Annotated in this window: 22 protein-coding genes; 9 read left to right on the top strand and 13 right to left on the bottom strand. The window is 71.8% G+C overall.

The window, feature by feature from the left end; genetic code table 11:
* On the bottom strand, positions 1-93 hold a 93-nt coding region (locus AC069K_RS23590), incomplete at its 3' end, for a biotin carboxylase N-terminal domain-containing protein (protein WP_280842533.1).
* 697 nt (positions 94-790) lie between these two features.
* On the opposite strand from AC069K_RS23590, the gene AC069K_RS23585 reads away from it, so the two are divergent.
* Complete coding sequence (locus AC069K_RS23585; RefSeq protein WP_478619396.1) at positions 791-2365, top strand: AfsR/SARP family transcriptional regulator; 1575 nt, start codon at positions 791-793, stop codon at positions 2363-2365.
* Positions 2366-2560: 195 nt separating this feature from the next.
* On the opposite strand, the gene AC069K_RS23580 is transcribed toward AC069K_RS23585, so the two are convergent.
* The 5 genes from AC069K_RS23580 to AC069K_RS23560 all read right to left on the bottom strand — a co-directional run bounded on the left by AC069K_RS23580 (position 2561) and on the right by AC069K_RS23560 (position 6808).
* Entirely contained in the window at positions 2561-3199 is a 639-nt protein-coding gene (locus AC069K_RS23580; RefSeq protein WP_365110794.1) for a ScbR family autoregulator-binding transcription factor, read from the bottom strand.
* Positions 3200-3655: 456 nt separating this feature from the next.
* Entirely contained in the window at positions 3656-4084 is a 429-nt protein-coding gene (locus AC069K_RS23575; RefSeq protein WP_478619393.1) for a Fur family transcriptional regulator, read from the bottom strand.
* A 59-nt stretch (positions 4085-4143) separates the two neighbouring features.
* Positions 4144-5037 carry a metal ABC transporter permease gene (locus tag AC069K_RS23570; protein ID WP_358837181.1) on the bottom strand — a complete coding sequence of 298 codons (894 nt, stop codon included), beginning with the start codon at positions 5035-5037 and terminating at the stop codon, positions 4144-4146.
* Positions 5038-5039: 2 nt separating this feature from the next.
* On the bottom strand, positions 5040-5810 hold the full coding sequence (locus AC069K_RS23565) for a metal ABC transporter ATP-binding protein (RefSeq protein WP_478619390.1): 771 nt from the start codon (positions 5808-5810) through the stop codon (positions 5040-5042).
* 41 nt (positions 5811-5851) lie between these two features.
* Positions 5852-6808: a metal ABC transporter substrate-binding protein gene (locus AC069K_RS23560; RefSeq protein WP_478619387.1), complete on the bottom strand. Its 957-nt coding sequence runs from the start codon at positions 6806-6808 to the stop codon at positions 5852-5854.
* 180 nt (positions 6809-6988) lie between these two features.
* On the opposite strand from AC069K_RS23560, the gene AC069K_RS23555 reads away from it, so the two are divergent.
* Positions 6989-8371 (top strand): glycine--tRNA ligase, encoded by a 1383-nt coding sequence (locus tag AC069K_RS23555; protein WP_358837184.1) that lies wholly within the window; start codon positions 6989-6991, stop codon positions 8369-8371.
* A gap of 237 nt (positions 8372-8608) precedes the next feature.
* On the opposite strand, the gene AC069K_RS23550 is transcribed toward AC069K_RS23555, so the two are convergent.
* Entirely contained in the window at positions 8609-9001 is a 393-nt protein-coding gene (locus AC069K_RS23550) for a hypothetical protein (RefSeq protein ID WP_365110784.1), read from the bottom strand.
* A 176-nt stretch (positions 9002-9177) separates the two neighbouring features.
* Between AC069K_RS23550 and AC069K_RS23545 the strand changes: the two genes are divergently transcribed.
* From AC069K_RS23545 to AC069K_RS23535, 3 genes are read left to right on the top strand one after another with little or no spacing between them, the layout of a single operon-like run.
* Positions 9178-10425, top strand: coding sequence for a sensor histidine kinase (locus AC069K_RS23545; protein WP_478619383.1), 1248 nt, complete (start codon positions 9178-9180; stop codon positions 10423-10425).
* Positions 10413-11081, top strand: coding sequence for a response regulator (locus tag AC069K_RS23540; RefSeq protein WP_478619380.1), 669 nt, complete (start codon positions 10413-10415; stop codon positions 11079-11081). The genes AC069K_RS23545 and AC069K_RS23540 overlap by 13 nt, the downstream gene beginning before the upstream one ends.
* On the top strand, positions 11078-11920 hold the full coding sequence (locus tag AC069K_RS23535) for a DUF4097 family beta strand repeat-containing protein (protein ID WP_478619377.1): 843 nt from the start codon (positions 11078-11080) through the stop codon (positions 11918-11920). Before AC069K_RS23540 ends, AC069K_RS23535 begins: the two co-directional genes overlap by 4 nt.
* A gap of 19 nt (positions 11921-11939) precedes the next feature.
* Here AC069K_RS23535 and AC069K_RS23530 read toward each other — a convergent pair whose 3' ends face one another.
* From AC069K_RS23530 to AC069K_RS23520, 3 genes are all read right to left on the bottom strand, one after another.
* Positions 11940-12536 (bottom strand): TetR/AcrR family transcriptional regulator, encoded by a 597-nt coding sequence (locus AC069K_RS23530; protein ID WP_365110773.1) that lies wholly within the window; start codon positions 12534-12536, stop codon positions 11940-11942.
* A gap of 52 nt (positions 12537-12588) precedes the next feature.
* Positions 12589-13605 (bottom strand): aldo/keto reductase, encoded by a 1017-nt coding sequence (locus AC069K_RS23525; protein WP_478619374.1) that lies wholly within the window; start codon positions 13603-13605, stop codon positions 12589-12591.
* 122 nt (positions 13606-13727) lie between these two features.
* A complete protein-coding gene (locus AC069K_RS23520; protein ID WP_478619371.1) occupies positions 13728-15185 on the bottom strand; it encodes an MFS transporter in 1458 nt (485 codons plus the stop codon).
* Positions 15186-15286: 101 nt separating this feature from the next.
* Here AC069K_RS23520 and AC069K_RS23515 point away from each other — a divergent pair, with 101 nt between their 5' ends.
* Entirely contained in the window at positions 15287-16162 is an 876-nt protein-coding gene (locus AC069K_RS23515; protein WP_478619368.1) for a helix-turn-helix transcriptional regulator, read from the top strand.
* Between the two features lie 17 nt (positions 16163-16179).
* Here the strand turns inward: AC069K_RS23515 and AC069K_RS23510 are convergent, their stop codons facing one another.
* Complete coding sequence (locus AC069K_RS23510) at positions 16180-16389, bottom strand: DUF397 domain-containing protein (RefSeq protein ID WP_478619365.1); 210 nt, start codon at positions 16387-16389, stop codon at positions 16180-16182.
* Positions 16386-17222 carry a helix-turn-helix domain-containing protein gene (locus AC069K_RS23505; protein ID WP_365110764.1) on the bottom strand — a complete coding sequence of 279 codons (837 nt, stop codon included), beginning with the start codon at positions 17220-17222 and terminating at the stop codon, positions 16386-16388. Before AC069K_RS23505 ends, AC069K_RS23510 begins: the two co-directional genes overlap by 4 nt.
* 276 nt (positions 17223-17498) lie before the next feature.
* Between AC069K_RS23505 and AC069K_RS23500 the strand changes: the two genes are divergently transcribed.
* On the top strand, positions 17499-17714 hold the full coding sequence (locus AC069K_RS23500) for a hypothetical protein (RefSeq protein ID WP_478619362.1): 216 nt from the start codon (positions 17499-17501) through the stop codon (positions 17712-17714).
* A gap of 23 nt (positions 17715-17737) precedes the next feature.
* On the opposite strand, the gene AC069K_RS23495 is transcribed toward AC069K_RS23500, so the two are convergent.
* Positions 17738-19189: an MFS transporter gene (locus tag AC069K_RS23495; protein ID WP_478619359.1), complete on the bottom strand. Its 1452-nt coding sequence runs from the start codon at positions 19187-19189 to the stop codon at positions 17738-17740.
* A gap of 82 nt (positions 19190-19271) precedes the next feature.
* Here AC069K_RS23495 and dusB point away from each other — a divergent pair, with 82 nt between their 5' ends.
* Positions 19272-20399 carry a tRNA dihydrouridine synthase DusB gene (dusB, locus tag AC069K_RS23490; RefSeq protein ID WP_358833429.1) on the top strand — a complete coding sequence of 376 codons (1128 nt, stop codon included), beginning with the start codon at positions 19272-19274 and terminating at the stop codon, positions 20397-20399.
* 424 nt (positions 20400-20823) lie between these two features.
* On the top strand, positions 20824-23547 hold the full coding sequence (gene ppdK / locus AC069K_RS23485; RefSeq protein ID WP_358833430.1) for a pyruvate, phosphate dikinase: 2724 nt from the start codon (positions 20824-20826) through the stop codon (positions 23545-23547).
* Positions 23548-23647: the final 100 nt, after the last annotated feature.

Genomic DNA, 23647 nt, shown 5'->3' with positions numbered 1-23647 from the left:
GTAGACGGCTACGCTGGCGATCCCGGCGTCCCGACACGCCCGGGCAACGCGGACAGCGATTTCGCCACGGTTGGCGATGAGCACCTTGCGCACGACGACTGCTCCTCAACTTGCGGGTGCTGAAGCGGAAAGATCGAGAGCGAAACGCCCTGTGGTTTGTACAGCTCCACCCTCGAAGCATCCTGGAGAGACCGTATCCGGCGTTACTCCGCAGTTGTCCACCGTCCGGTAACCCAACGAGAGCGCCGGGTACCGGATAGGGCCCAAGCCCCTTGGTGGGAACGGGAGTCGGGGACGCGCGGCCGGTGACTTCTCGGCCCGGGGGCGGCCTCGGGCGGGGAATTGCGGGAAAGGGCCGAGGGGGTGACTTCGGTACCGCCCGGTAACCGGCCGATAGGCCCCGTTCATGCATTCCTGGTCGCGGGAGACTGGAATCCCCGAATTCCCGCACTTCACCGTGGACTTCCCTGCGGATCACCCCGGCCGGCTGTCGCGTACGTCACAGATCGCCGCCCCGCGGCCGCAGTTCCCGGGGCTGGGTGCCGTCTCCCGGTAAAGCGCGCCAAAACCGACCTGTCGTACGGTTCCTTTGACTGAGTGGACGCGGGAACTTCGCAATCCCCTTACGGTTTTGGGTGATTCGTTCGCGTTTCCTACCTTTGACAAACCGGGATGCCGGTTTGTAATCTCCTCGACAAGTCAATGCGGCACGCTGGTGCACACAGGACTGGGGGGAGTTATGCGCTTTCGGATGTTGGGCCCACTGGAGGTGATGTCCGGTGGTCGGCAGGTGGCTCTGGGGGGAGTGAAGCAGCGGGCGACGCTGGGCTGCCTGCTGCTCCAGGCGAACCAGGTCGTCCCGACGAGCCGGCTGCTGTCCGCGCTCTGGCGCGCGGACAGCACTCCCGCGACGGCCCGCAAGATCCTTCAGAACGCGGTGTGGGGGCTGCGCGGCATCCTCGGCGAGAGCGATCCCGAGGCAGCGGGAGGCGCCGAGCTGGTCACCCGCGCGCCCGGGTATCTGCTCCGCACCGACCCCGACCAGATCGACCTGCACGTCTTCCGGCGCAAGGTCGGAGAGGGCCGGGCCGAACTCGCGGGCGGCCGCCCCGAGGCGGCCGTCGCCTCCCTCGGCGCCGCGCTCGGCCTGTGGCGCGGCCCGGCGCTCGCCGACCTGGCCGAGACGGGCGTCGTCTGGCCCGAGCTCAGGGCCGTGCAGAACACCCGCCGCGACGTCCTGGAGGACTACTTCGAGGCGCGGCTGGCATGCGGACAGCACTACGCCGTCCTCGGTGAGCTGGAGTCCGCCGTCGAGGCCGAGCCGCTGCGCGAGCGCAGTTCGGGTCAGCTGATGCTCGCCCTGTACCGCTGCGGGCGGCAGGCCCACGCGCTGGCCGTCTACAACCGCCTGCGCGCCACCCTGGTGGAGGACCTGGGGCTGGAGCCCGGCCACGAGCTGCGCGGCCTCCAGCGGGCCATCCTCGCCCACGACCCGTCCCTGGACCTCGCCCCGGCGCGCCCGGCCCCCGCCCCCGCCCCAGCGCCGCCGACGGCCCTCGCGCCCGTCGCCGCCGAGCAGCCGTGCGAGCGCGGCGACCGGCGCCGCACGCTGACCGCCGTCTCCGGCCACCGCAGGCACGCCAAGGCCCCGGAGCGTACGGCGTCGGTGCGGCCGGCCGCCGTGCCCCAACGAGGGCCCGTACCGGCGGATGTGACGCGCCGTGAGGTGGTGAGCGTGCTCCTCGTCCAGGCCCGGATCACCCCCGGGCCCGGCGGCGGTCTCGGTGCGGGATTCGACGAGGCGGCCGGTCTGGACGAGACGCTGGAGCGGGCCGGCGCGGTCACCCGCGCCCGGGTCGAGCACTTCGGCGGTCTGGTCGTCGGCTCCGTCGGCCCGGTCTCCCTCGGCCTGTTCCAGGACGCGCGGGGCGACGGCGCCGCCCTGCGCGCGCTCCGGGCCGCCGCCGCCGTACGGGACGCGGTCGCCCCCGACCGGGGCGTGAGCCTGCACGCGGCCGTGGCGACCGGCCGGGCCCTGGTCCGCTTCGCCCCGGGCGACCCCGCCGCCCCGCTCGCCGTCAACGGGGTCCTGCTGGACCTCTGCCAGCGGCTGCTCACCCGGGCCGCGCCCGGCGAGATCCTCGTCTGCGACGGCTCCCGCCTGGCCGCCGGGCCCGAGGTCTCCTACGGCCCCGCCGAGGGCTTCCCGGGCCACTGGCGGGTGCGCGAGGCCTACGCGCGGCCGGGCACGCCCCGTACGCGCCCCCAAGCCGTCGGCGGGCAGTTCGACGGGCAGGCGCCCCGGGTGCCGGCGGCCGCGTACTCCGCGCCGTTCGCGCGCCCGCCCCGGCGGATCGGGGCCTGACCGCCCCGGCCATGGACGCGTGCGGGCGCCGAGGCGGGTCCGTGCCCCGTCGGGGGGCGGGACACGGACCCACCCCGGCGCCCGCACCCCGGCGGTGCGTGACGAGAACGGGGCCCGTCCGGCTGGACGGGCCCCGCATCGATGTCCGGGCGCCTGTGTCCGGACGTTTGTGTCCGGGCGCCTGTGTCCGGGCGGCTAGAGGGGCAGCGCCGCGGCCAGGCCGGGGCTGCCGTCGGGCCTGAGCGAACCGAGCGCGTCGGCCCGGGCGAGGCGGGGCAGCAGCAGCCGCCAGAACTTGCCGAACATCTGCCGCGAGGACCAGCGCGGCTGACTGCGCCCCATCGCCTCGAAGCCGACCGTGGTCGCCGCGATCACCGCCTTGGCGTCCTCCACCGCGACCCCCTCGGCGAGCGCGCCCTCGGCCGCCGCCCCGGCCAGCACCTCGCCGACCCAGTCGACCCAGTACTGGCGCAGATCCGTCGGCCCCTTCCAGGTCGCGTCCGAGCTGAGCCCGAACCCGGCCCGCAGGACCACGTCGTCACCGAGCCGGAACGCCAGCGCGTGCGTGGTGTCCACGAGGACCTGGAGCGCCCGGCCGTGCCCGGCCTCGCGCGGGGGCGCGATCTGCCGCAGGGACGTCATGGCGTGCTCGCCCACCGCCTCGGCCAGGGCGTTCTTGCTGACGAAGTGGAAGTGCAGCGCCCCGTTGCTGACGCCTGCCCGGGTGCTGATCGCGGTCAGTGAGGACGGGGCGAAACCGTCCCTGTCGAACACCTCGGCCGCGGCCAGGATCAGCGTCTGACGTGTCCGCTCAGCCCGTTGCTGCTTGCTCATGGTGTCACTCCGTTGTCGCGCAGGAAGGAGGGGGGCTTCTGGGGGACAGGAGCCGAGGAGAAGAGTGTATAGAAACCAACCCGACGGTTTCTTTAGCGCCGATGGAGTCTGGCCCAAAGCGTTCGCAGAGCGGTTCCGGCGCACTGTGCGTCCTACCCATCTGGCCTGCCGCTAAAGGTGAGTTGGGGATCTGCCGGGCGGCGATCTCCGGCCGGAAGCGGACGGGTGCTCCCGTCCGGGGCCCACCCGGAATGTCCCTTCGGGGCCTGACGAACGGGACAACCGGTCTGCAAGCCTCCGCTTCATGGGTACGCGAAAGGGCCCGGCGGGTCAGTGGGTTCCACCGACCAGCCGGGCCCTTCGGGGGCGTATGTCCGTTTCGTACGGACCGCGTCCCCGCGCCCGTACCGCCTACGGCACTACATCACTACGGCACTGCATCGACTCGCCACCACGTCACTGCGTCTGCTTCTCCCCGGCCGCCGCGCAGTCCGCGCAGGTGCCGAAGATCTCCACGGTGTGCGCCACGTTCACGAAGCCGTGCTGCTCCGCGATCGCGTCCGCCCACTTCTCCACGGCCGGCCCCTCGACCTCCACGGCCTTGCCGCACATCCGGCAGACCAGATGGTGGTGGTGGTCACCCGAGGAGCAGCGCCGGTAGACGGCCTCGCCTTCGCTGGTGCGCAGCACGTCGACCTCGCCCGCGTCGGCGAGCGACTGAAGGGTGCGGTAGACCGTGGTCAGCCCCACCGAGTCGCCCCGGTGCCGGAGCATGTCGTGCAGCTCCTGCGCGCTGCGGAACTCGTCCACCTGGTCGAGGGCCGCCGCCACGGCGGCCCGCTGCTTGGTCGACCGGCCGCGTACGGGTGGTCCAGCCGTCGCCACAGGTGCCTCCCTCTAACCGTCGCCCGCTCACGTCGTCGGGCCATTCTGCCAGGTCGGGGTCAGACCGTGGCCTCGTCGGGCGCGGCACGCGAGCCCGGCACCTCCAGGGTGCACCGCTGCGCGGCGGTTTCGGCCACCCGTGCGCGCCTGCGCGCCAGGGGCGCGGCGAGCGCGGTCAGGGCGATGAACGCGCCGATCGCGAGCAGCACGATCGTCGCCCCGGGCGGCACGTCCTGGTAGTACGAGGTGACGGTTCCGGCCAGGGTGACCGTGGTGCCGATGACCACCGCGAGGACGAACGTCACCGCGAAGGAGCGCGAGACCTGCTGGGCCGCCGCGACCGGCACCACCATCAGCGCGCTGACCAGGAGCAGCCCCACGGCCCGCATCGCGACCGTCACCGTGATCGCGGCGGTGACCGCGACCAGCAGGTTCAGGGCCCGCACCGGAAGCCCGGTGACCCGCGCGAACTCCTCGTCCTGGCTCACCGCGAACAGCTGCCGCCGCAGTCCGACGGTGACGAGCACCACGAACGCGGCCAGTACGCAGATCGAGGTGACGTCCGAGTCGGAGACGGTCGAGAGCGAGCCGAAGAGGTACGAGGAGAGGTTGGCGTTGGAGCCGGTGTCCGAGAGGTTGACCAGCAGCACACCGCCCGCCATACCGCCGTAGAAGAGCATGGCGAGCGCGATGTCGCCGCGCGTCTTGCCGTACGCGCGGATCAGCTCCATCGTCACCGCGCCGAGGACGGAGACGAGCGTCGCCATCCACACCGGGCTGGTGTTGAGCAGGAAGCCGAGGCCGACGCCGGTCATGGCGACATGGCCGATTCCGTCGCCCATCAGGGCCTGGCGGCGCTGGACGAGGTAGATGCCGACGGCGGGCGCGGTGATGCCGACCAGGACGGCCGCGATGAGCGCCCGCTGCATGAAGGCGGTCTGGAGGATTTCCATGGTCAGCTCAGCAGTCCTGTGCGGATCGGCTCGACGGCCGAGTGGGGGTGGACGTGGTCGTGGCCCGGCAGGGCGTGCTGGCCGGTGGCCTCGGGCGGGGGGCCGTCGTGGGTGACGCAGCCGTCGCGCAGCACCACCGCGCGGTCGATCAGCGGCTCCAGCGGGCCGAGTTCGTGGAGGACCAGCAGCACGGTCGCGCCGCCCGCGACCTGCTCGCGCAGGGTCGCGGCGAGGATCTCCTGGCTGGCCAGGTCGACGCCCGCCATCGGCTCGTCCATGATCAGCAGTTCGGGCTCGGAGGCGAGCGCGCGGGCGATCAGGACGCGCTGGTGCTGGCCGCCGGAGAGGGCGTTCACCGAGTCCTTGGCGCGGTCGGCGAGGCCCACGAGCTCGATGGCCCGGCCCACGGCCGCCCGGTCCGCCCGGGAGAGCAGCCCCAGCCTCGCACGGGACAGCCGCCCCGAGGCGACGACCTCGCGCACGGTCGCGGGCACCCCGCCGGCGGCGGTGGTGCGCTGGGGTACGTATCCGACGCGCGCCCAGTCCCGGAAGCGCTTCAGCTCCGTACCGAACAGCTCGACGCGGCCCCCGGTGAGGGGCACCTGGCCGATGACCGAGCGCACGGCGGTGGACTTGCCGGAGCCGTTGGCGCCGAGCAGGGCGACGACCTCGCCGCGCTCGACGGTGAGGTCGATGCCGCGCAGCACGGGGCGCGAGCCGAGGGTCGCGCTGGCCGCGCGCAGGGATATGACGGGTTCCGTCGTGGGGTCCATCACGGGTGCCTCCGATGTGCCGGATGCGGACGGGGGGGTGCTCACTTCGCGCCGAGCGCCTTGCGGAGCGCGGCCAGGTTGGACTCCATGACCTGGAGGTAGTCCTCGCCCCTGGACTTGTCGGTGATGCCCTCCAACGGGTCCAGGACGTCGGTCTTCAGACCGGTGTCCCCGGCGAGGGTCCTGGCCGTCTTGTCGCTGGCCAGCGTCTCGAAGAAGACCGTGTCGACGTGGTCCTTCTTCGCGATGGACTGGAGCTCCCTGACCCGGGCGGGGCTCGGCTCGGCCTCGGGGTCGATGCCCGCGATGCCCTCCTGGGTCAGCCCGTACCGCTCGGCGAGGTAGCCGAAGGCGGAGTGGGTGGTGATGAAGGTCTTGGTGGCGGTGGTCCTCAGACCCGCCGCGAACTTCTCGTTCAGCGCCCCGAGGTCCTTGACCAGCGCGGCGGTGTTCTTCTCGTAGTCCGCCGCGTTGTCGGGGTCGGCCTTCTCCAGGGCCTTGCCGACGCCCCGGGCGACCTCGGCGTACTTGACCGGGTCCAGCCAGACATGGGGGTCGGCGCCCGCCTCGCCCTCGCCGTGGTGCTCCTCGCCCTCGTGGCCGTGGCCGACCTCGGCGCCGTGGTCCTCCAGTTTGGTGAGTCCGGCGGCGTCGACGGTGTGCCCGGCGCCGGACTGGGCGATGGCCTTGTCCACGGCGGGCTGCACGCCCTTGAGGTAGACGACCAGCCCTGCCTTGCCGAGGGACGCGGTCTGCTTGGGGCTGAGCTCCAGGTCGTGCGGCTCGACGCCCGGCTTGGTCAGGCTGCGTACGGAGACGTGGCCGGCGCCTATGCGCTCCGCCAGGTACTGCATGGGATAGAACGACGCCACCACGTCCAGCTTGCCGTCCTTGCGGCCCGAGCCCGCTTCGGTGTCCGAGCAGGCGGTCAGGGCGCCGAGGCCCAGCACCACGGTGGTGGAGAGGGCGGCGGCCGGTATGAGGCGTCGTACGTTCATGACAGTCATTTTCAACAAAAGTGGAAACGATTGTCAACAAGGGGTCGGAGACGACCCTCTCCGGGTGCTGGCGGGATGCCTGGCGGGTTGCCTGGCGGGATACCGATTTGATCCAGGGGTGCGGGCCGCCGCTAATCTGAGGCATTCGCCGTTCGTCGTCGTCGTAATGAAGAGAGCAACGTGGCCGCCGACAAGATCGACACCATCGTCAACCTGAGCAAGCGCCGTGGCTTCGTCTACCCGTGCAGCGAGATCTACGGTGGTCAGCGCGCCGCCTGGGACTACGGGCCGCTGGGTGTCGAGCTGAAGGAGAACCTCAAGCGCCAGTGGTGGCGTTACATGGTCACCGCGCGCGAGGACGTCGTCGGCATCGACTCGTCGGTGATCCTGGCCACCGAGGTCTGGGAGGCCTCCGGCCACGTCGCCACCTTCACCGACCCGCTCACCGAGTGCACCTCCTGCCACAAGCGGTTCCGCGCGGACCACCTGATCGAGGCGTACGAGGAGAAGCACGGCAAGGAGCCCGCGAACGGCCTCGCCGAGCTCAACTGCCCCAACTGCGGCAACAAGGGCACCTTCACCGAGCCCAAGAACTTCTCGGGTCTGCTCTCCACCCACCTCGGCCCGACCCAGGACAGCGGCTCCGTCGCCTACCTGCGTCCCGAGACCGCGCAGGGCATCTTCACCAACTTCGGCCAGGTCCAGCAGACCTCGCGCAAGAAGCCGCCCTTCGGCATCGCGCAGATGGGCAAGTCCTTCCGCAACGAGATCACGCCCGGCAACTTCATCTTCCGCACCCGCGAGTTCGAGCAGATGGAGATGGAGTTCTTCGTCAAGCCGGGCGAGGACGAGCAGTGGCAGGAGTACTGGATGCAGGAGCGCTGGAACTGGTACACCGGCCTCGGCCTGCGCGAGGAGAACATGCGCTGGTACGAGCACCCGAAGGAGAAGCTCTCCCACTACTCCAAGCGCACCGCCGACATCGAGTACCGCTTCCAGTTCGGCGGCAGCGAGTGGGGCGAGCTGGAGGGTGTCGCCAACCGCACCGACTACGACCTCTCGGCGCACGCCAAGGCGTCCGGCAGCGACCTGTCGTACTTCGACCAGGAGGCCGGTGAGCGCTGGACCCCGTACGTCATCGAGCCCGCCGCCGGTGTCGGCCGCTCCATGCTCGCCTTCCTCCTCGACGCCTACAGCGAGGACGAGGCGCCCAACGCCAAGGGCGTCATGGAGAAGCGCGCCGTGATGCGCCTCGACCCGCGTCTGGCGCCGGTCAAGGTCGCGGTGCTGCCGCTCTCGCGCAACCCGCAGCTCTCGCCGAAGGCGAAGGGCCTCGCGGCGGACCTGCGGCAGAACTGGAACATCGAGTTCGACGACGCGGGTGCGATCGGGCGCCGCTACCGTCGCCAGGACGAGATCGGTACGCCGTTCTGCGTCACCGTCGACTTCGACACGCTCGACGACAACGCGGTGACCGTCCGCGAGCGCGACACCATGTCCCAGGAGCGGGTGTCCCTGGACCAGATCCAGTCGTACCTGGGCGCGCGGCTGCTGGGCTGCTAGTCGCTCCCCGAGGGCGCCGGAAAATCACGACGAGCCCCGTACCGCCGATCAGGCGGTACGGGGCTCGTCGGTGGTCGGGGCGGTGTCCGTGCCCGAGTTGAGCTCTCCGGCTGCGGCGCCCCCCTCAGGGGCGCGGAGAACTGCGCGACCGGCCCCCACCGGAGGCGCGGACGGCAGACAACCCCCACGGGCCGCGCGCACGGCAGGCACCCCCAGGGGGCGCGGGCAACCCCGCGATCAGGAAGGCCGCCTTGTCGCCACCACCGCGCACCCCGCCGCCAGCGGCAGCTCCACGCATGCCGCCAGCGCGACCGCCGTAGCGAGCTGCGGACCCGGCGCCGACGTCGTGACGTCGAACCACGCGTCCATCACCAGCAGCGCCCCCGTCGCGGCCGCCGCGACCTGCGCCCTCGGGTCCCCGCGCCGCAGCAGCACCCCGGTCCCCGCGAGCCCCACGGCGAGCCCGGCGTCCAGACCTATCCAGGCCAGCGGCCAGTTGGACACCTCCACCGTCGACGGCAGCGTCCTGGCCAGCACCACCATCCACGGCACCAGGACGACCCCCGCCCCGGTCAGCAGCGTCGCCAGGCGCGGCCGGCGGATGCGGGTCTGCGGGGCGACGAGCGTCATGGCGGCGGTCTCCTTCCGGCCCGGCGGCCAGTCCGCCGGACACGGCAACAAGCCTCGCCTGCCCGGCCGTTGAGATCAGTAACGCGACGGTCCGAACCGGGGGTGGTGCCAGCTTCACCCCCGGGCGGGCAGTAGCGTGATGGCACCGCTCCGAGCTGGGCGTTTACGGTATGCGCATGGCAACTCCCGGCCCGCTGCGGCGCGCGACCGACTGGGCCGCCGCGCACGCCCCCTGGTCGGCGTGGGCCTGGCGCAACACCGCCTTCGCGGTGGCGGGCATACCGCTCGCGCTGCCCGCCGCGGGTTCGATCACGTACATGGTCCTGGCGCCCGGACACACCCCGAGTGCCCTGCTCTTCATGCTCCTCCTCAGCCCCCTCCTCACCACGCTCCAGCGCAGCCGCTTCTGGTCGCTGCTCGGCCTCGACGTGCCCGGCATCGCGTGGGACAGCCGCGCGTTCACCTGGCGCGGGCTCGTCGAACGGCTGCGGTCGGAGGCGACCTGGCGGAGCTACGGCTACCACCTCCTCGTCGCCCCGCTCGCCGCGGCGGCCGGCGTGCTGGTGGTCGGCGGCTGGGTCGGGGGCCTCTTCTGCGCCTTCGTGCTGTCCTGGCTGTGGGCGGTGCCGCTCAACGCCGGGCTGCCCGACTGGACCGACGCGTACGCGCTGTTCACCGTCGCCGGGGTGCTCCTCCTGCTCGCCACCCCCTGGTTCACCGCGGCCGCCGTCCGGCTCGACGGCCACGCGGCCGCCGCCCTGCTCGGCCCCAGCCGGGCCAAGGAGCTGGAGCGGCGCGTGGAGACCCTGGCCGAGAGCCGCGCCGGGGTCCTGGACGCCGCCGACGCCGAACGCCGCCGCATCGAACGCGATCTGCACGACGGCGCCCAGCAGCGCCTGGTCTCCCTCGCCATGAACCTGGGCCTGGCCCGCGCCACCCTCACCGACCTGCCGCCCGAGGCCCGGGCCGTCATCGACGAGGCGCACCGCGAGGCCAAGGAGGCCATCGAGGAGCTCAACAGCCTGGTGCGCGGGCTGCATCCGGCCGTCCTCGACGACCGGGGCCTGGACGCCGCGCTCTCCGGCATCGCCGCCCGCGCCCCGCTGCCGGTCGCCCTCACCGTCGAGCTGGACCGGCGCCCCGCGCCCACCGTCGAGGCCGTCGCCTACTTCGTCGTCTCCGAGGCGCTGGCGAACGTCGCCAAGCACGCCCACGCGACGCGCTGTTCCGTCCGCGTGCGCCGCCGCGGCGACCTGCTGTGCCTGACCGTCAGCGACAACGGCGCCGGGGGCGCGGACGCCGCCGCCGGCACCGGACTGCGCGGCCTCGCCAAGCGCGTGGGCTCCGTGGACGGGACCATCCACCTCACCAGCCCCCTCGGGGGACCGACCGTCATCACCGTGGAGCTGCCGTGCGGGCTGTGATCGCCGAGGATTCGGTACTGCTGCGAATAGGCCTCGTCAAGGTCCTGGAGATGGCGGGGTTCGAGGTCGCCGCCGAGACGGAGGACGCCGACGGGCTGCTGGCCGCCGTCGAGGAACACCGCCCGACGCTGGCCCTCGTCGACGTCCGGATGCCACCCGGCTTCACCGACGAGGGCGTACGGGCCGCCCTGATGATCCGCCGGCAGTGGCCGGACACCGCCGTCCTGCTGCTGTCCCAGTACGTCGAGGAGCGGTACGCGGCCGATCTGCTCAGCGCCCGGTCCGGCGGCATCGGCTATCTGCTCAAGCAACGCGTCGCCGACGTCGAGGAGTTCGTCGACGCCCTGCGGCGGGTGGCCGGCGGCGGGACCGCGCTGGACCCGCAGGTCGTCGCCCAACTGCTGCTGCGCCGCAGCGGCGGCACCGACCCGCTGGACCGCCTCACCCCGCGCGAGCGCGAGGTCCTCGCCCTGATGGCCGAGGGGCGCTCCAACGCGGGGATCGCCGAGCAGCTGGTCGTCGGCGAGAGCGCCGTCGCCAAGCACATCAACAGCATCTTCGCCAAGCTCGACCTGCCGGTCGCCGACGGCGACCACCGCCGCGTCCTCGCCGTCCTGCGCTTCCTGGACGGCGGCTCACCGGACGGCGGCGCGTGAGCACCGCCGCCCGGCCCGGCCCGGACCGCCGCCCCGCCCCGGACGCCGAGCGCCCCCGGCACCGGGGCCGGTGGATCCTGGTCGCCGTGTTCAGCGCGCTGTTCGTGGTGGCGCCGCTCGGCGTCGAGGTGTACGCGCAGCTCGCCCGCCAGACCACCAGCCACACCAGCGTCGAGACCAGCGACCGCCACCCGGTCGGGGCCGTCGAGGTCGAGGCGGGCAGCGCCGAGCTGACCGTGGTCCCCGGCGCCGACGGCGAGGTCCGTGTCCAGGAGCGGCTCTCCTGGTCGCTGCGGAAGCCGAAGGTCCGCAAGGAGTGGGACGGCGACACCCTCCGGCTGCGGCCCGAGTGCGACGGCCGGTTCGCCGTCACCAGCCTGGGCTGCTCGGTCCAACTGGACCTGACCGTCCCGGCCGGGGTCCGCCTCACCGTGCGCAGCGGCTCCGGCGCGGTCCGGGTCAGCGGCCTGACCGGCCCCGTCGCGGTGCACGGCGGCTCCGGCAGCGTCAAGCTCTACGGGGTGCGCGGCCCGCTGAAGGCCACCGTGGGCTCCGGCTCGGTCAGCGGCACCGCGCTCGGCTCCGCCGAGGCCGAGGTGCGCTCCGGGTCCGGCCGCGCCGAGCTGGAGTTCGCCGCCCCGCCCCGGAAGGTCACCGCCTCCACGGACTCGGGCACCATCGAGCTGTTCCTGCCCACCGGCTCGCGCTACCGGTTCACGGGCGGCAAGGGCTCGGGCACCCGTGACATCGACGACGCGCTGCGCGACCCCGCCTCGGACCGCCTCGTCGACCTCTCGGTCGCCTCGGGCACGGCGACCGTGGCCCCCACCCGCTGGTGACACCGGCCGTCCCCCCCCGTCACGCCCGGGGCGCCCGCAGGCCGTGCACCACCAGGTCCACCACGGCCGTGAAGTCGGCCTCGATCTCCGGCCGCAGCCACTGCGACGCGTACGCCGGGTCGTGGAAGCGGTTGGTGGCGTCGAAGACCGCCCGCGCCATCCGCGCGTCCGGCCCCAGCGCCGCGAACCGGCCGCACTCGACGCCCCGGTGGACGATCTGCGCGAGCTGGCCGACCAGTTCGGTGATGTGCTCCTCGACCACCGTGCTGTTCTCCGCGAGCAGCACCTCGTACGTCGCGAAGAGCTCGGGGTCGTCGCCCGCCTTGCGCCGCTTGGCCTCGAAGAGCTTCGCCAGCCAGGCGCGCAGCGTGGCCTCCGCCTCCCGGGGCTCGTCGTCCGCGATCGAGGCGAGCTCGCGCGTCGTGCGGTCCAGCCAGCGCTTGGTGACGGCCTCCCGCAGCGCCGACTTCGTACGGAAGTGGCGGTAGACGCTGCCGTGGCTGACGCCGAGCTGGCGGGCGACGTCGACGACCGTGGCCTTCGCCGGGCCGTGCCGGCGCAGCACCTCCTCGGTCGCTTCGAGGATGCGCTCGGCGGTCAGGGGTTCCGTACTCATGACCTCGACGTTACCCGCCGGGTCCGCCACCGGGTCCGGCCCTGTGGACAACTCAGTGCTCGCTGTCCAGATGCGCCATCTGCGCGGCCGGGTAGCGCTCGCCCGCGGCCGCTCCCGCCGGGACGGCCGCCTCGATGGCGGCCAGGTCACGGGCGTCGAAGGTGACGTCCAGGGCGCCCAGCGCCTCGGCCAGGCGGTCCCGGCGGCGGGCGCCGACCAGCGGCACCACGTCCGCGCCGAACCGCTCGCCCTGCGCCATCACCCAGGCGATGGCGATCTGCGCGACCGAGACGCCCTGGTGCTCGGCGACCTTCCGCAGCGCCTCGACGAGGTCGAGGTTGCGGTCGAGGTTCTCGCCCTGGAAGCGGGGGCTCATACCGCGGAAGTCATGGGCCGCCAGCTGCCGGTCGCGGGTGAAGTGGCCGCTGATCAGCCCGCGCGAGAGCACGCCGTACGCGGTGATCCCGATGCCCAGCTCCTTGGCGGTCGGCAGGATCTCGTCCTCGATGCCGCGGGAGATGAGCGAGTACTCGATCTGGAGGTCGCAGATCGGGGCGACGGCCGCGGCCCGGCGCAGGGTGTCCGCGCCCACCTCCGACATCCCGATGTGCCGTACGTGACCGGCCTCGACCAGCTCGGCGATGGCGCCGACGGTCTCCTCGACCGGGACGTCCGGGTCCAGCCGGGCGATGCGGTAGACGTCGATGTGGTCGACGCCGAGGCGCTGGAGGGAGTACGCGACGAAGTTCTTCACCGCCGCCGGGCGGCCGTCGTATCCGGCCCAGCCGCCGTCGGGGTCGCGCAGGGCGCCGAACTTGACGCTGGTGAGGGCCCGGTCGCGGGCGGCGGCGGGCGCGCTGCGCAGCGCCTCGCCGATGAGCAGTTCGTTGTGGCCCATGCCGTAGAAGTCGCCGGTGTCGAGCAGGGTCACGCCCGCGTCCAGGGCGGCGTGGATGGTCGCGATCGACTCGGTCCGGTCGGCGTCGCCGTACAGCGCGGACATGCCCATGCAGCCGAGGCCGAGAGCGGAGACCTGGGGGCCGGTGGTGCCGAGGGTGCGGGTGCGCATGGTGGTCGCTCCTTGAGGGGGGACGGGAGGGGATGCCCCTCCACTGTCGCATGTCAGATGACAGATTTCAATATCTGTCATCTGACACCTGATACTCGTCATCCCCCCTGCGGAGCCCGCCCTCACCCCACGGTCTTCGGCAGCCGCCGGCTCAGCAGCGTGGTCAGGACCACCGCGGCGAGCTGCACCAGCAGCGTCACCGCCAGCGCGTCCCGGGTCCCCATCGACGGCAGCAGCGAGAGGAAGAGGCTGCCGAGGGTGGCGACGCCGAGGGCGAGGGCGGACTGCTGGGTGGTGACCAGGACCCCGCTGCCCACGCCCGCGCGGTCGGTCGGCACGTCCGAGAGCACGATCCGGAACAGCACCGGCAGCTGGAGGCCCTGGCCGAGCCCGGCGAGAGCGACCCCCGGCGCCAGCTCCGCGATGCCAAGCCCGGACCAGCCGCGCCACACGGTGAGCACCAGGATCGTGATGCCCAGGCCCTGGAGGATGCCGCCGGTGGTGACGACGCGGCTCCCGTAGCGGCCGATCAGTCGCGGCCCGGCCAGCGAGGCGGCGAAGAACGCCACCGCCATCGGCACCAGCGCGAGCCCGGCCGACACCGGCCCCATCCGCAGGCCCTGCTGGAGGACGACCGCGATCACGAACATGAAGCCGCTGAAGCCGACCGAGAACGGCACGATCATCACCAGGCCCCGCCGGAGCGAGGGCAGCCGCAGCAGACTCGGCGGGACCAGCGGCGTACCGCCGAGGCGGTCGGCGCGCCGCTCGGTGCGGTAGAACGCCAGGGCGGCGAAGGGGAAGACGGCGAGCGAGACCCAGGTCCACAGCGGCCACCCCGCCGCGCGCCCCTCGGTCAGCGGCAGCAGCAGGCTGATCAGCGAGAGCGCGAGGAGCAGCGTGCCGGGCACGTCCACCGAGGCGGGCCGGTCCGAGCGGGTCTCCGGCACACTGCGCGCCGCGAGCACCAGACCGACGACCACCACGGGGACGTTCACCAGGAAGACCGCGCGCCAGCCGCTGCCCGCGATGTCGGCGGCCACCAGCACCCCGCCGAGGATCTGTCCGGCGACCATGGAGAGCCCGGCGGTCGCGCCGTACAGGCTCATCGCGCGCGCCCGGCGCGGTCCCGCCGTGGTGGCCTGGATGGTGGCGAGCACCTGCGGCAGCATCAGCGCGGAGGCCGCGCCCTGGGCGACCCGGGCCGCCACCAGCGTCCAGGCGGTCGGCGCCAGACCGCAGGCGAGCGAGGTCACCCCGAAGGCCGCCATACCGATGAGGAAGAGCCGGCGCCGCCCGGCCATGTCGCCGAGCCTGCCGCCGAGGACGAGCAGCACGGCGTACGCGACGCCGTACCCCGCGACCACCAGTTCCAGCGTGGCCGCGCCCGCCGCCAGGTCCTGCTCCATGGCGGGCAGGGCGACGTTGACGATGAAGAAGTCGATCAGGGGAAGGGCCGCGCCGAGCAGGACGGTGAACAGCCCGAGCGGGCCGATCACCGCACCGCCGTGGCGGATCACCGGGACGGCCGGGGCCTCGGCCGTGGCGATGGATGCGGGAGTAGTCACGTCATTGCTCACGCAGAAGACGATCGCGCCTCGCCCAGCCTGGTACCAGAGTCTCTTTATCCTGGTACACGCACTACCTGGCAATGGGGTGAGCGGTCCGGCACCCTGGTGCCATGACCACTGTGGCCCCACAGTCCGACGTCCGTCGGCACGAGCTGGCGGAGTTCCTGCGCAGCCGCCGCGAACGCATCACGCCCGAACAGGTCGGCCTGCCGCACGGCCGCCGCCGGCGCACCCCGGGGCTGCGCCGCGAGGAGGTCGCCCACCTCTCCGCCGTCGGCGTCACCTGGTACACCTGGCTGGAGCAGGCCCGGGAGATCCAGGTCTCAGCGCAGGTCCTGGACGCACTGGCGCGCGCCCTGCTGATGGACGCCAGCGAGCGCACCCACCTGTTCGCCCTCGCGGGCGCCACCGACCCCAACCCCAACGCGCCCTGCCCGACGGTGACTCCGGCCCTGCGGGCGATGCTGGACCAGCTGGAGCCGGTGCCCGCCTGCATCCAGAACAGTCGGTACGACATCCTCGCCTACAACCGCACCTACGCGAGGCTGCTGTGCGACCTCGACGCGCTGGCTCCCGAGGACCGCAACTGCATGTGGCTGGCCTTCACCAACGACGACTGGCGCGCGGCCGTCGCCGACCTGCCGGAGGTCAACCGGATGATGGCCGCCAAGTTCCGCGCCGCGATGGCCGAGCACCTGGCCGAGCCCGCCTGGAAGACGCTCCTGAACCGGCTGGAGAACGGCTCGCCCGAGTTCCGCGAGATCTGGGCGCGGCACGAGGTGGTCGACCAGAGCGGCCGGGAGAAGTACATCCGCAACGCCCAGGTGGGCCTGCTGCACCTGGAGCACACCAACCTGTGGCTGGGCCCGTCCTCGGGCCCGCGCCTGGTGGCGTACGTCCCGCTGGACGCCCCCTCGCGCGCGGGACTTGAGCGGCTGCTGGAGATCTCGGTCCGGGAAGCGGAACCGGTCGGGGTCGTGCGGTGATCCCGACCGGCGCACGTTCAGATGGAGCCGAACGCGCCGGACTTGAGACCTGCCACGAAGGAAGAGAAGACGCCCGCGGGAAGGTTCAGGGCCGGGCCGCCTGGGTTCTTGGAGTCACGGACGGGGACCGTGCCGCGCGTGGCGGCGAGGTTCGTGGCGACCTGTACGCACTGGCCGCCGTTTCCGCTGTACGAACTCGTGAACCAGCGGGGGGATTCGGTCGTCACTGGGAACCCTTTCGAAACTGGTCGATCAGAGCCACGGAGGCCGCTTGCGGCAACGCCTCGGCCTGTAGCTGATGGTATGCCTTGAGTATGGCCACGACAGCGGCGCCGTCCTGCTCCAGATGTCCCCGCTGTGCCGACTCGGCATAGGACATGATCGAGCGGTCCGGCATGGTCAGCACGGTGACCGGCAGGCTGAACGGCCTTCTCGCTCCCATGCTGAACGGGGCCACCTGGAGCAGGGTGTTCGGCATCTCGGCGAACTCCAGCAGACGGTCGAACTGGGCAGCCATGACGGAAGAGTCGCCCATCGGCCGCCGGATACAGCTCTCGTCGAGCACGACGTGGATCAACGGGGACGGCGTGCGGACGAGCGTGGACTGCCTGTGGGCCACCAACCTGACGCGTTCCTCAGCCTGCTCGGGCGTAGTGGCCTCCCGCCGGACCGCGTCGGCCTCCAGTGTGGCCGCGTACTCCCTGGTCTGAAGCAGACCTGGGACGACGCCTACCTCGTACAGCCGCAACTCCACCGCCCGCCCTTCGTACTTGACGTACTCCGGGAACCCCTCCAGCAGGCTGCCTTGCCGCATCTGCCGGTACTCGCGCTCGAACGTGTCCGCGGTGCCCTGAAGGCCCAACGCCCGGTCCGCACTGCGCGAGAACCGGAGAGTCGGAGGCTTCCGGCCGGTTTCCACCGCCGAAATATGCACGCTGGAATATTCCATCGGGACGGCGAGATCATCTTGCGTCCAGCCTCGCGCCTCCCGCAGACTGCGCAGACGCGCTCCGTAAGCCGCCTGCGGCGAGGCGTCCGGCCTCAACTCCTTGCGGTTCAAGGGATGTTCACCGACCTTCCGTTCGCTTCCAGCAGGTTGAACGGTTCCCAGGTGTGAGCCACGCTGAACCCGCCCGGTAGTAATAGCACTACGGAGAGGAGCGGTCGTGTCCGTCGAGAACGGGGCCCCCGTGGGCGGGTGGCGCTGATGTGGGCGTTCCCGGTGGGACTGCCGACCGGGCCGGAGGGTGACACGGCACCTGTTCCCCCGGGTGCCGCGGGCACGCCGTGCGGCGTTGTCCACAGGCTGCTGCGGCACCCGTCCAGCGAAGTGACCATGACGGCCCAGTGCCTCCACGGCAGCGGATGCACCTGGACGCTGGCCGCGACGGACGACCTTGAGGCGGGAAGCGTCGCGATCATGTCGCATACCGCCGAGACGGGGCACGGGACCTTCACGCGCCGCCTGGAAGACGTGGCGTACGTGGTGCGGGGCGCTGCGCGGGAACAGGCGCGCCGAGTGGCCGTCGGGAGCGGACCCACGCGCGCGTGACGGCGGCCCGGGGGGATACGGGGTTACGGAAGCCCCGCCCCCACCTTCTCCGTCTCCAGCCGTTCCGCCGTGCGCCGGGCCGACTCCCTGGCCCGGCGGCCGCTGGTGGCCGCGCCCACGAGCAGCACCGCGAGGCCGCATCCGGTGATGATCCACCACGCCGGGCGGGCCGCGTCCGGGAACGCGTCGGCGTAGCCGCCGCCCGCCGTGCCCGCCAGGCCGCCCGCGAGGACCGCGCCGATGACCGCGACGCCCAGGGTCTGGCCGGTCTGGCGGCTGGTGGAGGCCACCGCCGCCGCGACGCCCGCCTGGGCGCGGGGCATCCCGGAGACGGCCGTGTTGGTGATGGGGGAGTTGACCATGCCGAAGCCCAGGCCGAACAGGACGTACCCGGTGAAGAGCAGGCCCGTCGAGGACTCGGAGTCGAACGCGGCGAACAGCAGCCCGCTCGCGGCCATGGTGACGCCCGCGACCAGCAGCGACGGCCGGGGCCCGCGGCTCGCGACCAGCCGTCCCGACAGCGGCGCCACCACGAGGGTGACGGCCGCCATCGGCACCATGGCGAGCCCGGCGTGCAGGGCGTCGTAGCCGCGGACGTTCTGGAGGTAGAGCGTGTTGACGAAGAGGAAGCCGCCCAGCGCCGCGAACGCCGCGACCGCGATGACGGTGGCCCCGCTGAACGGCGTGCTGCGGAAGAAGCGCAGGTCGATGAGGGGTTCGTGGCGCCTCGGCTCGTAGAGCAGCAGGCCGGCCAGGGCCGCGAGGGCGAGGGCGCAGAAGAGGACGATGCGCGGGGAGGTCCAGCCCGCGCTGGGCGCCTCGATGATCGCGTACGTGAGTGAGCCGAGCAGCGCCACGACCAGGAGCTGCCCCACGGGGTCGGGGCGGCGGGGCCGGGGCGCGCGCGACTCCGGTATGTACCGCCAGGTCAGCAGGAGCGCGGCGAGGCCCACCGGCAGATTGATCCAGAAGATCGAGCGCCAGCCGACCGAGTCGACCAGCAGACCGCCGATGATCGGTCCGGCCGCCATGGAGAGGCCGACGACGCCGCTCCACACGCCGATGGCGCGGGCGCGTTCGCGCGGGTCGGTGAAGGTGTTGGTGATGATCGACATCGCCACCGGGTTGAGCATCGAGCCGCCGACCGCCTGGAGGGCGCGGAAGGCGACCAGCGAGGACAGGTCCGGGGCGAGCGAGCAGAGCAGCGAGCCGAGGGTGAAGAGGGTCAGGCCCGCCATGAAGACCCGGCGCCGGCCGATCCGGTCGGCGGTGGAGCCGGAGAGCATCAGCAGGGAGGCGAGGACGAGGGTGTAGGCGTCGATCGTCCACTGCATCCCGGAGACCGTGGTGTGCAGTTCGCGCTGCATGGTGGGCAGCGCCACGTTCAGGATCGTGTTGTCCAGGCCGACGATCAGCAGGCTCATGCAGCAGATCGCCAGCACGAGTATGCGGCGGCGGGGGCTGAGATCGGGCATGCGTCGATAGTACGGCTAACTAACGACCTGGTCCATGTAGTACGGCTAACTAATGACCTCGGGGATGCGCGACAATGGCGTAATGACCACGCTCAACATCGGCCCGCATGCCGTGCAGCCTCCCGTGGTGCTGGCACCCATGGCCGGCATCACCAATGCCCCGTTCCGTACCCTGTGCCGCGAGTTCAGCGGCGGCAAGGGGCTGTTCGTGAGCGAGATGATCACGACGCGGGCGCTGGTCGAGCGCAACGAGAAGACCATGCAGCTGATCCACTTCGACGAGACGGAGACGCCCCGCTCGATCCAGCTGTACGGGGTGGACCCGGTCACCGTCGGCAAGGCGGTCCGGATGATCGTCGACGAGGACCTGGCCGACCACATCGACCTGAACTTCGGCTGCCCGGTGCCCAAGGTGACCCGCAAGGGCGGCGGCTCGGCCCTGCCCTACAAGCGGCCGCTGCTGCGCGCGATCCTGAACGAGGCGGTCTCCAACGCCGGGGACCTGCCGGTCACCATGAAGATGCGCAAGGGCATCGACGACGACCACATCACCTTCCTGGACGCCGGGCGCATCGCCGTCGAGGAGGGCGTCACCGCGATAGCGCTGCACGGCCGCACCGCCGCCCAGCACTACGGCGGCACCGCCGACTGGGACGCCATCGCGCGCCTGAAGGAGCACGTCCCGGAGATCCCGGTGCTCGGCAACGGCGACATCTGGTCGGCCGAGGACGCGCTGCGGATGATGAAGGAGACCGGCTGCGACGGCGTGGTCGTGGGCCGCGGCTGCCTGGGCCGCCCCTGGCTCTTCGGCGACCTGGTGGGCGCCTTCGAGGGGACGGACTCGTACGCGCGCCCCACCCTGCGCACCGTCTCCGAGGTGATGGTGCGGCACGCGACGCTGCTCGGCGAGTGGATCGGCGACGAGACGCGCGGCGTGATCGACTTCCGCAAGCACGTGGCCTGGTACCTCAAGGGGTTCTCGGTCGGCTCGGAGATGCGCAAGCGGCTGGCCGTCACCTCGTCCCTGGACGAGCTGAGCGCTCAGCTGAGCGAGCTCGACCTGGACCAGCCGTGGCCGGACGGCGCGGACGGCCCGCGCGGGCGCACCTCGGGCAACAACCGCGTGGTGCTGCCGGACGGCTGGCTGAAGGACCCGTACGACTGCTCGGGTATCAGCGCGGACGCCGAGCTGGACACCTCGGGCGGCTGAGAGCCCCGGCCGGGGTCCGGACCGGGTCCGGACCGGGGTCCGGATCGTGGAATTCCCGCCCTCCGCACGGCGTGATTCTCGCCACCCCTGATAGGGGTTGCGCTCAGATGAGCACTTCGAGGGCGGTTGCATCTCTAGAAGGGGTGGCACTGAGTGCCACCCCTTCTGCCTTCAAGAAATGAACTCACCTGTCGTGCGAGTCGCTCAGACGAGCGCCTACCGTTGGTTTTCGGCAAAGCCGTCTTCAGGGAGTGAACGCATCATGATCGCTCCGGTTACTTCCCGGTTACTTTCGATCTGCTGGCGGACGAGTGGTTAAGACCCCATGACGCGCAAGTGGACGTACCCAGACACCTTCGATCTGGGTATGTTCCTGGCCGTCAGGGCAGCCGCCACGCTTTTTCGCGCCGAGGAGTCGAGACCCGTGTCGGAAGACAAAGACCTCCAGCACAGCCAGAAGTTCGTCTACGACTTCACCGAAGGGAACAGGGACCTCAAGGACCTGCTCGGTGGAAAAGGCGCGAACCTCGCCGAGATGACCAACCTCGGTCTGCCGGTCCCGCCCGGCTTCACCATCACCACCGAGGCGTGCAAGGTCTACCTCGACAGCGGCGAGGAGCCGGCCGCGCTGCGCGACGAGGTCAGCGCGCACCTCGACGCCCTTGAGCAGAAGATGGGCAAGAAGCTCGGCCAGGCCGACGACCCGCTGCTCGTCTCCGTACGCTCGGGCGCCAAGTTCTCCATGCCCGGCATGATGGACACCGTCCTCAACATCGGCCTCTCCGACGCCTCGGTGACGGGCCTGGCCAAGCAGTCCGGCGACGAGCGCTTCGCCTGGGACTCCTACCGCCGCCTCATCCAGATGTTCGGCAAGACCGTCCTCGGCGTGGACGGCGAGCTCTTCGAGGAGGCCCTGGAGGACGCCAAGGCCGCCAAGAAGGTCACCGTCGACACCGACCTCGACGCCGCCGACCTGAAGAAGCTGGTCAAGCACTTCAAGAAGGTCGTCAAGGCCGAGGCCGGCCGCGACTTCCCGCAGGACCCGCGCGAGCAGATGGACCTCGCCGTCAAGGCGGTCTTCGACTCGTGGAACACCGACCGCGCCAAGCTCTACCGCCGCCAGGAGCGCATCCCCGGCGACCTGGGCACCGCCGTCAACGTCTGCTCCATGGTCTTCGGCAACCTCGGCCCCGACTCGGGCACCGGCGTCGCCTTCACCCGCGACCCGGCCTCCGGCCACCAGGGCGTCTACGGCGACTACCTCCAGAACGCCCAGGGCGAGGACGTGGTGGCGGGCATCCGCAACACCGTGCCGCTGGCCGAGCTGGAGAGCATCGACAAGAAGTCGTACGACCAGCTCATGCAGATCATGGAGACCCTTGAGACCCACTACAAGGACCTCTGCGACATCGAGTTCACCATCGAGCGCGGCCAGCTCTGGATGCTCCAGACCCGGGTCGGCAAGCGCACCGCCGGTGCCGCCTTCCGCATCGCGACCCAGCTGGTGGACCAGGGCCTGATCGACGAGGCCGAGGCGCTCCAGCGCGTCAACGGCGCCCAGCTCGCCCAGCTGATGTTCCCGCGCTTCGACGAGTCCGCCCGGAGCGAGCAGCTCGGGCGCGGCATCGCCGCCTCGCCGGGCGCGGCGGTCGGCAAGGCGGTCTTCGACTCGTACACCGCCATCAAGTGGTCGCGCTCGGGCGAGAAGGTCATCCTCATCCGCCGCGAGACCAACCCCGACGACCTGGACGGCATGATCGCCGCCGAGGGCATCCTGACCTCGCGCGGCGGCAAGACCTCGCACGCGGCGGTCGTGGCGCGCGGCATGGGCAAGACCTGTGTCTGCGGCGCCGAGGAGCTGGAGGTCGACACCAAGCGGCGCCGGATGACCGCTCCCGGCGGCGTGGTCGTCGAGGAGGGCGACGTCGTCTCCATCGACGGCTCCACCGGCAAGGTGTACCTCGGTGAGGTCCCGGTCGTGCCCTCGCCGGTCGTGGAGTACTTCGAGGGCCGGATGCACGCGGGCGCCGACGACGCCGACGAGCTGGTCGCGGCCGTGCACCGGATCATGGCGTACGCGGACCGGGTACGCCGGCTGCGGGTACGGGCCAACGCCGACAACGCCGAGGACGCCCTGCGGGCGCGCCGCTTCGGCGCCCAGGGCATCGGCCTGTGCCGCACCGAGCACATGTTCCTCGGTGAGCGCCGCGAGATGGTCGAGCGCCTCATCCTCGCCGACACCGACGACGAGCGCGAGAAGGCACTCAGTGCCTTGCTGCCGCTCCAGAAGAAGGACTTCGTCGAGCTCTTCGAGGCGATGGACGGCCTGCCGGTCACCGTGCGCCTGCTCGACCCGCCGCTGCACGAGTTCCTGCCCGACATCACCGAGCTGTCGGTGCGCGTCGCGCTCGCCGAGTCCCGCAAGGACGCCAACGAGAACGACCTGCGCCTGCTCCAGGCCGTCCACAAGCTGCACGAGCAGAACCCGATGCTGGGCCTGCGCGGGGTACGCCTCGGCCTCGTCATCCCGGGCCTGTTCGCCATGCAGGTACGGGCGATCGCGGAGGCGGCGGCCGAGCGCCGGGCCGCCAAGGGCGACCCGCGTGCGGAGATCATGATTCCGCTGGTCGGCACGGTCCAGGAGCTGGAGATCGTCCGCGAGGAGGCCGACCAGGTCATCGCCGAGGTCGAGGCCGCCACCGGCACCGAGCTCAAGCTGACCATCGGCACGATGATCGAGCTGCCGCGCGCCGCCCTGACGGCGGGCCAGATCGCCGAGGCCGCGCAGTTCTTCAGCTTCGGCACCAACGACCTGACCCAGACGGTCTGGGGCTTCTCGCGGGACGACGTGGAGGCGAGCTTCTTCACCGCGTACCTGGAGAAGGGCATCTTCGGGGTCTCGCCGTTCGAGACCATCGACAAGGACGGCGTCGGCTCGCTGGTCCGCTCGGCCGTCGAGGCCGGCCGGGCCACCCGCCCCGACCTGAAGCTGGGCGTCTGCGGCGAGCACGGCGGCGACCCGGAGTCGGTGCACTTCTTCCACGAGGTGGGCCTGGACTACGTCTCCTGCTCCCCGTTCCGCATCCCCGTGGCGCGGCTGGAGGCGGGCCGCGCGGCCGCTGAGTCGCAGGGCAGCGACTCGCGCTGAAGCTCCGGAGCCGCCGTCGGGTCCCCGACCCTCACCACCGATCCGACGGCGGTTCCGGTTCACATGGAAGGGGCGGCACCCTGTGCGGGGGTGCCGCCCC

Source organism: Streptomyces sp. NPDC043908 (genome assembly GCF_056435525.1).
Note: the sequence above shows the minus strand (reverse complement) of the source record. Positions and strands in the feature narration are given on the sequence as shown.